This window comes from Klebsiella pasteurii (assembly GCF_018139045.1).
Lineage (GTDB): Bacteria > Pseudomonadota > Gammaproteobacteria > Enterobacterales > Enterobacteriaceae > Klebsiella > Klebsiella grimontii.
In genome coordinates, this window is record NZ_CP073236.1 from 4,535,375 (window position 1) to 4,548,155 (window position 12,781).

General features: G+C 58.1%; 13 protein-coding genes. 11 read left to right on the plus strand and 2 right to left on the minus strand.

Annotated elements, in window-relative coordinates:
• The first annotated feature begins 29 nt into the window (after window positions 1-29).
• From cybC to KCG39_RS21385, 11 genes are all read left to right on the plus strand, one after another.
• Window positions 30-416, plus strand: a complete 387-nt coding sequence (cybC, locus tag KCG39_RS21335) for a cytochrome b562 (protein WP_004128201.1) — start codon at window positions 30-32, stop codon at window positions 414-416.
• 488 nt (window positions 417-904) lie between these two features.
• Window positions 905-1,243, plus strand: coding sequence for a PRD domain-containing protein (locus KCG39_RS21340; RefSeq protein WP_004128203.1), 339 nt, complete (start codon window positions 905-907; stop codon window positions 1,241-1,243).
• An 11-nt stretch (window positions 1,244-1,254) separates the two neighbouring features.
• Window positions 1,255-1,617: an SFCGS family glycine-rich protein gene (locus tag KCG39_RS21345; protein WP_004098072.1), complete on the plus strand. Its 363-nt coding sequence runs from the start codon at window positions 1,255-1,257 to the stop codon at window positions 1,615-1,617.
• A 2-nt stretch (window positions 1,618-1,619) separates the two neighbouring features.
• Window positions 1,620-1,919 carry a DUF4312 family protein gene (locus tag KCG39_RS21350; RefSeq protein WP_112166565.1) on the plus strand — a complete coding sequence of 100 codons (300 nt, stop codon included), beginning with the start codon at window positions 1,620-1,622 and terminating at the stop codon, window positions 1,917-1,919.
• A 21-nt stretch (window positions 1,920-1,940) separates the two neighbouring features.
• Entirely contained in the window at window positions 1,941-2,717 is a 777-nt protein-coding gene (locus KCG39_RS21355) for a DUF4311 domain-containing protein (RefSeq protein WP_004098075.1), read from the plus strand.
• A 12-nt stretch (window positions 2,718-2,729) separates the two neighbouring features.
• Window positions 2,730-3,374: a DUF4310 family protein gene (locus KCG39_RS21360; protein WP_004128208.1), complete on the plus strand. Its 645-nt coding sequence runs from the start codon at window positions 2,730-2,732 to the stop codon at window positions 3,372-3,374.
• A gap of 42 nt (window positions 3,375-3,416) precedes the next feature.
• On the plus strand, window positions 3,417-4,550 hold the full coding sequence (locus KCG39_RS21365) for an amidohydrolase/deacetylase family metallohydrolase (RefSeq protein WP_004128211.1): 1,134 nt from the start codon (window positions 3,417-3,419) through the stop codon (window positions 4,548-4,550).
• On the plus strand, window positions 4,534-5,652 hold the full coding sequence (locus tag KCG39_RS21370) for a DgaE family pyridoxal phosphate-dependent ammonia lyase (RefSeq protein WP_087829733.1): 1,119 nt from the start codon (window positions 4,534-4,536) through the stop codon (window positions 5,650-5,652). The genes KCG39_RS21365 and KCG39_RS21370 overlap by 17 nt, the downstream gene beginning before the upstream one ends.
• Window positions 5,649-6,389 carry a 2-dehydro-3-deoxy-phosphogluconate aldolase gene (dagF, locus tag KCG39_RS21375; RefSeq protein ID WP_049113511.1) on the plus strand — a complete coding sequence of 247 codons (741 nt, stop codon included), beginning with the start codon at window positions 5,649-5,651 and terminating at the stop codon, window positions 6,387-6,389. Before KCG39_RS21370 ends, dagF begins: the two co-directional genes overlap by 4 nt.
• 154 nt (window positions 6,390-6,543) lie before the next feature.
• Window positions 6,544-7,695, plus strand: a complete 1,152-nt coding sequence (locus KCG39_RS21380; RefSeq protein WP_123828538.1) for a lactonase family protein — start codon at window positions 6,544-6,546, stop codon at window positions 7,693-7,695.
• A 22-nt stretch (window positions 7,696-7,717) separates the two neighbouring features.
• Window positions 7,718-9,628 (plus strand): BglG family transcription antiterminator, encoded by a 1,911-nt coding sequence (locus KCG39_RS21385; RefSeq protein WP_004128221.1) that lies wholly within the window; start codon window positions 7,718-7,720, stop codon window positions 9,626-9,628.
• A 152-nt stretch (window positions 9,629-9,780) separates the two neighbouring features.
• Here the strand turns inward: KCG39_RS21385 and nrdG are convergent, their stop codons facing one another.
• Entirely contained in the window at window positions 9,781-10,245 is a 465-nt protein-coding gene (gene nrdG / locus KCG39_RS21390) for an anaerobic ribonucleoside-triphosphate reductase-activating protein (RefSeq protein WP_004128223.1), read from the minus strand.
• 318 nt (window positions 10,246-10,563) lie between these two features.
• Window positions 10,564-12,702: an anaerobic ribonucleoside-triphosphate reductase gene (gene nrdD, locus KCG39_RS21395; protein ID WP_004128226.1), complete on the minus strand. Its 2,139-nt coding sequence runs from the start codon at window positions 12,700-12,702 to the stop codon at window positions 10,564-10,566.
• Window positions 12,703-12,781: the final 79 nt, after the last annotated feature.

Here is a 12,781-nt window from a genome sequence, read left to right on the forward strand (position 1 = left end):
GTGCTAAATAATAAAAAAGGAAGTGAGCAATGCGTAAAAAACTGTTAGCGATGCTGGCCGTATCGGCTTTTGCGCTTGGTTCGGCATCGGCCTTCGCCGATCTGGGCGAAGACATGGATACCCTTGCCGAGAACCTGCAAGTGGTGCAGAAAACCTCCGACGCCGGCGAGCTGAAAGCGGCGCTGAATAAGATGCGTACGGCGGCGGTGGATGCCCAGAAAGAGACGCCGCCGAAGCTGGAAGGTAAAGCGGCGGACAGTGCCGAAATGAAAGACTATCGTCACGGTTTTGATGTGCTGATCGGCCAGATCGACGGCGCGCTGAAGCTGGCCGACGAAGGTAAAGTTAAAGAGGCCCAGGCCGCTGCGGAAGAGTTCAAAACCACCCGCAACGCCTATCACAAGAAGTATCGTTAATCGTTTTTAGATGTTAGGTATTTCTGCCGGGCGGCGGCTGACGCCTCGCCCGGCATGGAAAAATGAAAAATACTCCCAAACCCCAAACCCCAAACCCCAAACCCCAAACCCCAAACCCCAAACCCCAAACCCCAAACCCCAAACCCCAAACCCCAAACCCCAAACCCCAAACCCCAAACCCCAAACCCCAAACCCCAAACCCCAAACCCCAAACCGTTCCGCAGGCCTTTGCAGGTAGGTAAGCTGACATAAAAACCACCTTCATCACATTTTTCTCTTTTCTACTCAGCGGGTTTCGCTTCAGAATCGCTGGCGTTTTTGTGATGTTCATCACGTGAATTTGACTAAGTGAACACATTCCTTATGGTTATGTGAAATGAATCACGCCTGCCGCCGTTCTTTCCACTTCGAAGTGGAAAACAACTCGCTACAAACTCATCCTTCCCGGCATTAGTGTTATCCCCAGAGACATCAACGGGGTAATTCAAGTGAATAACGGAGCGGTAACACACGTCCCAGAGGAGCAGGCCACGCTAACCGAACAGCTGGCCAACAAGATGCTGCAGCAGGTTTTCGCGCTATTGAGCCGCCGCAACATCGTCCCCAACGACGTGCAGGAGCAAATGCTGACCTCCCACGTTCGGGCGATGGCCCATCGCTCAATCAGCGGCGAGCCGCTGCCGGAAGTGGATGCCAGCCTGTTCGAAGAGATCTCGGAAGATTCAATGATGCTGGCCCGCGAAGTGGTCGCACAGTTCGGCAATCTGCCAGATGAAGAAGCCTGGCTGCTGTCTGTCCACTTCGAAGTCGCGAAAGATAACCTGTAAGGAGCACTCAAATGGAACAAATCACTGTTGTTATTGGCGATCGCCTGGGTAAAGGACAAAAAGTTGCCGCAGGTGCGGAAAAAGCCGGCGCTCGCGCCGTTGTCGTCCCGGGCGTCGCCGCGGATATGAAGCTGGGCGATATGATGAAAGCCGAAAACGCCACCTTCGGTATCTCTTTCTGCGGCAGCGGCGGCGCAGGGGCGATCACCGCGCAGAATAAGCACGGCTACAAAGCAAAATATGGTATGCGTTCCGTTGATGAAGGCGTCACCGCGATCAACGAAGGCTACAACGTTCTGGGCTTCGGCTTTATGGATAAAGAAGAGCTGGGCGAACGCCTGGTTGAGGCCTGGAAGAAGAAGTACGGCGCGTGAGTATGAAAGAGCAATTCACCACCACGGTGAGCGTTGCCGGCAAAGGCGAGAGCAAAGCGCGCGCTTTCGCTGATGCGCTGAATCATGTTCAGGCGGCGGTGATGAAAACGTCGCCGCACATTCTACTGCGTATTGAACCACAGGATGTGGAGGTTGTTCATGCGCGTGAAGCGGTACGAAAAGAGGCGTTTTTATTCTTCTTTCTGCGCCGCGAGCGACGGAGCTACAGCGTGGAGCTGAAGGTCACCGTCAACGTGACCGCCATTAATCTCGATAAAGTGGATTTCGTCGCGCAAACCTGATTTTCACCAAAGGGTCAGACTATGTTCCTGATAATTTTAATAAAATCGCTCATCATTGGCGGCCTGGTTGGCGTCGGCGTTGGCGCCGGAGCGGCACGCATGTTTCATGCGCCCACCACGCAGGGGATGGGGGCGTTTCGTACGTTGGGCGAGCTGAATTCATGTGAAGGCGATCCGGCTTCCCACTTCTCTTTTGGCCTGGGCTTCTTCTTCAACGCCTGGGCCTCTTCCGTCGCGGCAGGCTCCTTCACTCAGGACGTTGACCACCGCATCATCCCCAACTGGGGGGCGGCGGCCCTGATGATCAAAAACCGCAACGTTGGCGAGACGCTGCACGATCCGAAAAAGATGGCCATCGCCTGTGGCATTATCGGCATGATCGTGGTCGCTTTCCTCAACCTGACCGCTTCTTCAGTACCGGAAGCGCTGCAGGTGACGGCGGTCAAAGTCCTGGTTCCGGCGGCGAACCTGCTGGTGAACACGGTGATGCCGGTTATCTTCTGGCTGGCGGCGATTGATGCCGGTAAAAAATCGGGCTTCTGGGCGACGATTTTCGGCGGCGCGGCGCAGCTGATTATGGGTAACGCCGTACCGGGCCTGGTGCTGGGTATCCTGATTGGTAAAGGCGTAGAAGAGAGCGGCTGGCACCGCGTCACTAAAGTGATGATGGTGGCCATTGTCGCGCTGTTCGTCCTGAGCGGCTTCTTCCGCGGTTTCGATATGAAGATGATTGAATCCTTCCATCTGACCGTGCCGAACTGGCTGGAACTGATCCACAACTCGCTCAGCGGTAAATAACAGGAGCCTCTCATGGAACAAAATAAAGGTTTTTGGTATGCCGACTGGTCGTTCCCGATCTTTGTTGGCCTGCTCTCCTCCGGCGTCTTTGCCGGGACGCATATGTACTACCTCTACGGTATCGGCGCGTTTAACGAAGTCGCTTTCGTGGCGATGCTGAAAGCGGGAATCGATACCGGGGCCTACGGCGCGGTAGCGGCGTTCGGCGCCAGCTTCCTGTTCGCGCGTATTATCGAAGGCTCGCTGGTGGGGATTCTGGATATCGGCGGGGCGATTCAGACCGGCGTCGGCCTGGGCGTTCCGGCGCTGCTGCTCGGCGCGGGCTTTGTTTTCCCGGTCGCCAACTTTGCCGCCTCTCTGGCCACCGGTCTGGTGCTTGGCCTCGCCATTGGCTACATCATCATCCTGGCGCGTAAATTCACCATCAACCAGAGCGACTCCACCTACGGCGCGGACGTCATGATGGGGGCCGGTAACGCCTCCGGCCGCTTCCTCGGGCCGTTGATTATTCTCAGCGCCATGGCCGCTTCTATTCCTATCGGCATCGGCTCCTTGGCGGGCGCGCTGCTGTTCTACATCTGGCAGAAGCCGATCACCGGCGGCGCGATCCTTGGCGCGATGCTGCTTGGGTCAATCTTCCCGGTGGCGATTAGTTAAGTTCTGCGGGCGCATCGGCGCCCGCGTTAACAGGAGAGAGATATGTTTGATTTACTCCTGCGCCGTGCGCGCCTCGTCGACGATACCCTGACCGATATCGCCATCCGGGACGGTAAAATCGCGGCGCTTGGCGAGATTAGCGCCCCTGCGCGCAAAACTATTGCGCTGGACGGCAGCTGTTATGTCAGCGCGGGCTGGATTGACTCCCATGTTCACTGCTATCCGAACTCGCCGATTTACCATGATGAGCCGGACAGCGTGGGGATTGCTACCGGCGTGACCACCGTGATTGACGCGGGCAGCACCGGTGCGGACGACGTGGATGATTTCTACCAGTTGACCCGCAAAGCCGCGACTGAGGTTTATGCCCTGCTTAATATCTCCCGCGTCGGGCTGATTGCCCAGAATGAACTGGCCAATATGGCGAATATCGACGCGGATGTGGTGAAGCAGGCGGTCAACCGCTATCCGAACTTTATCGTTGGCCTGAAGGCGCGGATGAGCAGCAGCGTGGTGGGCGAAAACGGCATTACGCCGCTGGCGCGCGCGAAGGCGATGCAGCAGGAAAACGGCGGCCTGCCGCTGATGGTGCATATTGGCAACAATCCGCCCGACCTGGATGAAATCGCCGACCTGCTGACCTCCGGCGACATCATTACCCACTGCTACAACGGTAAACCCAATCGTATTCTGACGCCGTCCGGCGAACTGAAAAGCTCGATTTCCCGCGCGCTACAGCGCGGCGTGCGCCTTGATATCGGCCACGGTACCGCCAGCTTCAGCTTTGAAGTGGCGCGGCGGGCGATTGCTATGGGCATTCTGCCGCACACCATCAGCTCCGATATCTACTGCCGCAACCGTATCGACGGCCCGGTGCGCTCGCTGGCGCTGGTGATGTCGAAATTCCTCGCCATCGGGATGTCGCTGCCGCAGGTCATCGACTGCGTGACCGCTCACGCCGCAGACGGCCTGCGTCTTTCTCATAAAGGGCGGTTGGAGGTGGGCTACGACGCCGATCTTACGTTGTTTACCCTCGCGCAGACGCCGACGGTGCTGGTGGATGCGGAAAAAGAGAGCCTTCAGACCGACACGATTCTGCAGCCGCTTGCCGCCGTTCGCGCGGGCAAGGGCTATATGACCGAACAAGGGAGCGCGGAAAATGCCTTCGATTTTTGAGAAATATGATTTAAAACAGGTTATTAATACCTCCGGCCGTATGACCATTCTCGGCGTCTCCACGCCGCGGCCGGAAGTGGTGGAGGCCGCGATGGCGGGCATGAACCAGTATTTCGAGATGAAAGATCTGGTCAACAAAACCGGCGCGTATATTGCGAAGCTGCTGGACGTGGAAGGAGCGACCGTCGTCTCCTGCGCCTCGGCGGGCATTGCCCAGTCGGTGGCGGCGGTGCTAGTAAAAGACAGCGACTGGCTACTGGAAAACCTGCACGTGGCGCCGATCGAAAACAACGAAATCGTGCTGCCTAAGGGTCATAACGTCAACTTTGGCGCGCCGGTGGGCACCATGGTGGCGCTGGGCGGCGGCAGGCTGGTGGAAGCGGGTTACGCCAACGAATGTTCCGCCGGGCAGCTGGCGGCGGCGATTACCCCACGCACCGCGGCCATTCTGTATATCAAATCCCATCACTGCGTGCAGAAAAGCATGCTCAACGTGGCGCAAGCGGCCGAGGTGGCGCAGCGCCATAATCTGCCGCTGATTGTCGACGCGGCGGCGGAGGAAGATCTCCAGGCCTACTATCGTGCCGGCGCCGATCTGGTGATTTATAGCGGCGCGAAGGCGATCGAAGGGCCGACCAGCGGGCTGGTGATTGGCAAAACCCAATACGTTGAGTGGGTCAAACGCCAGTCGAACGGCATTGGTCGGGCGATGAAGGTGGGCAAAGAGGGGATTCTCGGGCTGACCTGCGCCATCGAACATTACCTGACGGCGAGCAAAGAGAGCGGTGAGCAGATGGTGGCCAAGATGACGCCGTTTATTCAGCAGCTTAATACGCTTAATGGCGTGACGGCGCGCGTGGTCTGGGACAGCGCCGGCCGCGATATCGCGCGGGCAGAGATTAAGTTTGATGAAGCGGTGACCGGCGTCAATACCGGCGATCTGGTCAATGCGCTGAAGCAGGGCGAATACGCCATCTACTTCCGTGGCTATAAAGCTAATGAAGGCATTATTGAAGCCGATGTCCGCAGCGTGAACGCGCAGCAGCTGGAGATTGTCTCCCGTCGCATCGCAGAAGTTTTGAACAAGGAGAAAAACGCATGAAACTGACCCCTAATTTTTATCGTGACCGCGTCTGCCTGAACGTGCTGGCGGGGAGCAAAGATAACGCCAGCGAGATTTATGAGGCGGCGGAAGGTCATGTACTGGTGGGCGTGCTCTCCAAAAATTACCCGGACGTCGCCAGCGCGGTGGCCGATATGCGGGAATACGCGCTGCGGATCGATAACGCGCTCTCCGTGGGACTGGGTGCCGGTGACCCGAACCAGTCGGCGATGGTCAGCGAAATTTCGCGCCAGGTGCAGCCGCAGCACGTTAATCAGGTATTTACCGGCGTGGCGACCAGCCGCGCGCTGCTGGGGCAGGACGAAACCGTGGTCAACGGTCTGGTGTCGCCAACCGGTACGCCGGGCATGGTGAAGATCTCCACCGGTCCGCTTAGCAGCGGCGCGCCGGACGGCATCGTACCGCTGGAAACCGCGATTGCGCTGTTGAAAGATATGGGCGGCAGTTCGATTAAATATTTCCCGATGGGTGGGCTGAAGCATCGCGACGAGTTTATCGCGGTGGCCGAGGCCTGCGCCCGTTATGATTTCTGGCTGGAGCCGACCGGCGGGATCGATCTGGAAAATTATGGCGAGATCCTGCAGATCGCGCTGGATGCCGGCGTGAGTAAAATTATCCCGCATATCTACAGTTCGATTATTGATAAAGCCAGCGGTAACACCCGCCCGGCGGATGTGCGTCAGCTGCTTTCGATCACCAAACAGTTAGTCAAATAGCGCCGTTGCCCTCACCCCGGCCCTCTACCAAAGGGAGAGGGAGATAACCAGACGGTGCCTTTTGCGCCGATCGGGCGGGAGAATACCGAACTGTTCCCTCGCCCCTCTGGGGAAAGGGTGAGGGGAACCCTCAGCGAACCATCAAGGAGCCACCATGCCAACCGCTCGTCATCTGCTTGTTGCTTCACTCTCTCTACTCGCCGCCAGCGCCGCTGCGCAAACCCAATACGCCTGGGTCGGCACCTACAACCCCAATGGTGAAGGACTGTACCGCTTTACCATCGATAGCCAGACCGGAGCGCTGCGAGATAAAGCGCTGGTTGCTAAGCTGCCTCATCTTGCCCAGCTCACCGTCTCGGCGGACGGCAAAACCCTGTACGCCGCCAGCGAAGTGGACAAGGGTGTGGTTCAGGCATGGCGCATCGGCAGCAACGGCGAACTGAGCGAGCTCAATCAGGTCGCTTCCGGCGGCGCCGGTCCGGTTTATCTCTCCCTGACCCCCGATGGCCGCCATCTGCTGGTGGCAAACTATGTCAGCGGCAGTATCGCGGTGCTCCCGGTGAACGAAGAGGGTAACCTGGGTGAAGCGGTGGATATACATCAGGATCAAGGCCCTGCTGGCGCGGAACGCCCGGCGGCGGCCGTCGAAGGCAGTTTTGCCATTAGCGATCATAACGGCCCGCACGCCCATATGATTGCCGCCGATCCCAGCGGTAAGTTCGTTTATTCCACCGATCTGGGGCTGGACCGGATCTATCAGTACCGGCTGGATAACGCCAGCGGCAAGCTGACGCCGAACGATCCGCCATTTATTGACGCCTCATCTCCCGGCGCCGGGCCGCGCCACTTTGTTTTTACGCCGCAGGGCGACGGACTATGGCTGATTAACGAAGAGGCATCGACGCTTACCTTCTATCATCTTGATAAGCAAACCGGCCTTCTGCGCGCGGGGAAAACGGTCTCGACGCTGCCTAAAGAATATAAGGGCACCAGCTTTGCCGCCGGCCTGGTCCTGAGCCGCGACGGCAAGCAGCTGTACGTCGCCAACCGGCTGCATAACAGCATCGCCCACTTTACGGTGCTGGCCGACGGCAGCCTGAGCCACCAGGAAGATATCTGGACCCGCGGCGACTACCCGCGCACGCTGACCCTGGACAGTCAGGGGCAGTGGCTGTACGTCATGAACCAGCGTAGCGACAACATTACCCGTTTCCGCGTCGCGCCGAAGGATGGCAGGTTGACGTTCTCCCCGGACTACACTCCGGTCGGCGCCCCGTCGCAGATGGTGATATCCGCTCAACCCTGAGCCGTAAGAAAAAGGAACTGACATGCGATTTCCCAATCAACGTTTAGCGCAGCTGTTTACTCTGTTGCAAAACGAAACGCTGCCGCAGGAGGAGCTGGCGCAGCGGCTGTCGGTTTCTACTCGCACGGTGCGCGCGGACATCACCGCGCTGAACGCGCTGCTGCTGCACTACGGCGCGCAGTTCACCCTTACTCGCGGCAGCGGTTATCAACTGGTGATTCACGATCCGTCGCGCTATCAGACGCTGGAAGAGAGCGCGCCGAAAGCGCAGCACATCCCGCGAACCGCGGCGGATCGCAGCCACTTTTTGCTGGTGCGCTTTTTAACCTCCGCGTTTTCTATCAAGCTGGAGGATCTGGCCGATGCGTGGTTCGTCAGCCGCGCCACCTTACAGGGCGACATGGTCGACGTACGCGAACGTTTTCAGCGTTATCAACTCACCCTCGAGACGCGTCCGCGCCACGGTATGAAGCTGTTCGGCAGCGAGGTCTCCATTCGCGCCTGCCTGACCGATCTGCTGTGGGAGCTGAGCCAGCAAGGGCCGCTGAACCCGCTTATCGGCGAAGAGGCGTTTGACGCCAGCGTACCGGCGCTGCTGGCAGGCGTGCTGCAGGAGACATTGACCCGTCATCACGTGCGCCTGACTGACGCGGGAGAACGCTTTGTCTGCCTGTACGGTGCGGTTGCCGTGCGCCGCGTGAGTGAAGGGTATCCGCTGGCCGACTTTAGCGCCGAGGATGTGGCGCAGAACGTGCGCGACGCCGCCCGCGAGCTGGCGAATACCCTGCAACAGCTGGCGGGTAAACCGCTTGCTGCGGCGGAAGAGGAGTGGCTGTGCGTCCATCTTGCCGCCCGCCAGGTGCAGGACGTCGATCCGGGCACCATCAGCGCCGACGACGACGAAGCGCTGGTGAACTACATCCTGCGCTATATCAATCAGCAATATAACTACAATCTGCTGGACGACGCCCAGCTGCATGCGGATTTACTGACCCATATTAAGACCATGATCACCCGCGTGCGCTACCAGATAATGATCCCAAATCCACTGCTCGATAACATCAAGCAGCACTATCCGATGGCGTGGGACATGACCCTGGCGGCGGTATCCAGCTGGGGAAAATATACCCCCTACGCCATCAGCGAAAATGAGATTGGCTTTCTGGTGCTGCATATCGGCGTCGGGCTGGAGCGCCATTACAATATCGGCTACCAGCGTCAGCCGCAGGTGTTGCTGGTGTGCGATACCAGCAACGCGATGGTGCGGATGATTGAAGCTATTCTTCAGCGAAAGTATCCGCAGCTGGAAATTGCCGCCACCCTCTCGCAGCGCGAATATGAACAGCGGCAAGAGATCGCGGAAGATTTTGTCATCTCCACCGTGCGCATCAGCGAGAAAGATAAGCCGGTGGTGACCATTGCGCCGTTTCCTACCGACTATCAGCTCGACCAAATCGGCAAGCTTGTGCTGGTGGACCGCACGCGTCCCTGGATGCTGAATAAGTATTTTGATGAGACTCACTTTCAGGTAATTGATGCCCCGATGGATCGGCAGACGCTGTTTGCCACGCTGTGCCAGCAGCTGCAGCGGGAGGGGTTTGTCGGCGCGGAGTTCCATGATTCGGTGGTGGAGCGTGAGGCTATCGTCAGCACCATGCTCGGCGACGGCATCGCGCTGCCCCACGCCCTCGGCCTGCTGGCGAAAAAGACCGTGGTTTATACCGTGATTGCGCCGCACGGCATCGCCTGGGGCGATGAAACCGCGCATATCATCTTCCTGCTTGCCATCAGCAAAAGCGAGTATGAAGAAGCGATGGCGATCTACGATATTTTCGTTACCTTCCTGCGCGAACGCGCTATGGCCCGCCTCGCCGTCACCCGCAGCTTTGATGAGTTTAAAGCGGTGGCGATGGAGTGCGTCAGCCGGTTTTGAGAGGCGCTGTCAGAGTTCGAGCCGTGCGCGCTTCGGAATACCGTCTGGTATATCAGGTTCGGGATGAGGGGGTGATGGTTTATGCGATTGCTGTGGGAAACGAGACAAATTAGCCGTCTACCGGAAAGTCAATAAACGGCTGTAGCGGGAGGCTATCTCAGGTGATGCACCACCTGGTTGCTGCTGCCGCGCCAGATTAGCGCCGGGTCTTTGAGATCCTGCACAAATTTGCCATCAACCAGCACGTTGATGAGATCCACCACCTGCATCTGCGCATCGTTAAGTTCGGAAAGCGTGTAGCCGGTCCATACCCAGATGTCTTTACCGGGGCACTCGGCGCGAACGCGCTGCACCAGCTTAAGGATCTCCGGGACGTTCTGCGGATGCAGCGGGTCGCCGCCGGAGAGGGTGATCCCCTGGCGCTTAACGCGCGTGTCGTTGAGGTCGGCAATGATGCGGTCGGCCATCTCGGGGGTAAACGGCATGCCGGAATTTAGCCGCCAGGTGCTTTTGTTGTAGCAGCCGGGGCATTCGTGAACGCAGCCGGAGACAAACAGGGTGCAGCGGGTGCCCGGACCGTTAACAATATCTACCGGGTAGTACTGATGGTAATTCATTTTTTCGCTTCTCAATTAACGCCATAGCCGCGTTGGCTGCGCTCGCTCACCCCAGTCACGTACTTAATGTACGCTCCCGGGGATTCCCTCGTTTGCCGCCTTGCTCTGACGCTAATTGCTTTGCGAAAACGGAGGGGCTTTGCATTTGTAAAGGGAACGGCTCCCGGCGTCGCTGCGCTCGGCCGGGCTACGAAAAGCCGCATACGCGGTTGTAGCCCGGATAAGGCGCTTTGCGCCGCGATCCGGGAATGGCCAAACGGCGACTGGTCGGTACCCTCTCCCCGTTGGGGAGAAGGTTAGGGGCTAAATCGCGCGGAATTAACCGATCTGCCCGTTACCCAGATGCTTCACGCGGCGCTTCACTTCTTCCTGCTTGCCGGCGTTGAACGGACGCGCGTCCGGGCTCCCGAGATAGCCGCACACGCGGCGGGTTACCGATACGCGAGAAGCATCGTGGTTGCCGCATTTCGGACAGGTGAAGCCTTTGCTGGTGCACTCGAACTCGCCGGTAAAGCCGCACTCATAGCACTCATCGATGGGCGTATTGGTTCCGTAATAGGGTACGTGCTGATAGCTGTAATCCCAGACGTCTTCCAGCGCTCTCAGGTTGTGCTGAATATTCGGGTACTCGCCGTAGCAAATAAAGCCCCCGTTAGCCAGCGGCGGATAAGGCGCTTCAAAATCGATTTTGTCGTAAGGGTTCACCTTCTTCTCCACGTCAAGGTGGAAGCTGTTGGTGTAATACCCTTTATCGGTCACGCCTTCAATGACGCCGAACTCAGCGGTATCGAGACGGCAGAAGCGGTCGCAGAGGTTTTCGCTCGGCGTGCTGTACAGGCTAAATCCATAGCCCGTCTCGTCTTTCCACTGATCTACCGCTTCGCGCAGGCGCTGAACGATGGCGACGCCTTTCTCACGCAGCGCTGCGCTATCGTACATATGCTTGTTGCCGAACAGCGCGTTGATGGTTTCATGGATGCCGATATAGCCCAGCGAAATTGACGCGCGGCCGTTTTTGAAAATCTCTGAAACGTCGTCGTCCGCTTTCAGACGCACGCCGCAGGCCCCTTCCATATACAGAATCGGCGCCACGCGAGCCTTCACCCCTTCCAGGCGGGCGATACGGGTCATTAGCGCTTTACGCGCCAGCTGCAGGCGTTCGTCGAGCAGTTTCCAGAACTCGGTTTCGTCGCCCTTCGCTTCCAGCGCGATGCGCGGCAGGTTGAGGCTGATAACGCCGAGGTTATTGCGGCCATCGTGCACCTGTTCGCCGTCCTCGTTTTCCCACACGCCGAGGAAGCTGCGGCAGCCCATCGGCGTTTTGAACGAGCCGGTCACCTTCACTACCTGATCGTAGTTGAGGATGTCCGGGTACATACGCTTGCTCGCGCACTCCAGCGCCAGCTGTTTAATGTCGTAGTTCGCATCGCCGAACTTGTGGTTCAGGCCGTCGCGAATGGCGAAGACCAGCTTCGGGAACACCGCCGTTTTGCGATTTTTACCGAGGCCCGCGATGCGGTTGCGCAGAATGGACTGCTGAATCAGGCGCGATTCCCAACTGGTGCCAAGGCCAAAACCGAAGGTCACGAACGGCGTCTGACCGTTGGCGGTATGCAGGGTGTTCACTTCATATTCCAGCGACTGGAAGGCGTCGTAGCACTCTTTCTCGGTGCGGGAACGGGCGTAGCCTTCGGCATCGGGGATGTGCCACTCTTCGGCAATTTTACGGTGCTTATTGAAGCTTTCGGTAACAAACGGCGCCAGTACTTCATCGATGCGGTTGATGGTCGTACCGCCATAAATATGGCTGGCGACCTGAGCGATAATCTGCGCCGTCACCGCGGTAGCGGTAGAGATTGACTTCGGCGGCTCAATCTCGGCGTTACCCATTTTAAATCCCTGGGTCAGCATGCCTTTAAGATCGATCAGCATACAGTTGAACATCGGGAAGAACGGAGAGTAGTCGAGATCGTGATAGTGGATCACGCCGCGCTCGTGGGCCATCACCACGTCATGCGGCAGCAGGTGCTGGCGCGCGTAGTGCTTGGCGACGATACCTGCCAGCAGATCGCGCTGGGTAGGGATGACTTTGCTGTCTTTGTTGGCGTTCTCGTTGAGTAACGCCGAGTTGGTCTGCTCAACCAGGCCGCGAATTTCCTGGTTCAGACGACCGCGCTTTTCACGTTGGCTATCGCGGTCGTGGCGATATTCAATGTAGGCGCGCGCCAGCTGCTTGTACGGACCGGACATCAGTTGGTTCTCAACCGCGGTCTGGATCTCGCTGATATCCACCTGGGCGCGGCCCTGCATTTGCTGGCTAACGACTTCTGCGACGGTGGCGCAATAGTCTGCGTCATCGACTCCCGCTGCTTTAGCTGCACGTAGAATTGCTTCATTTATGCGCTCTGACTTGAACGGCACTTTACAGCCATCGCGTTTCATCACATGCGGTGTCATGATCACTCCATAATTTTTACAGAACAGGTTATCCACAGAGGCGGAAGGTCAATCGAAGCCACGAGGCGCTATAGCTGCC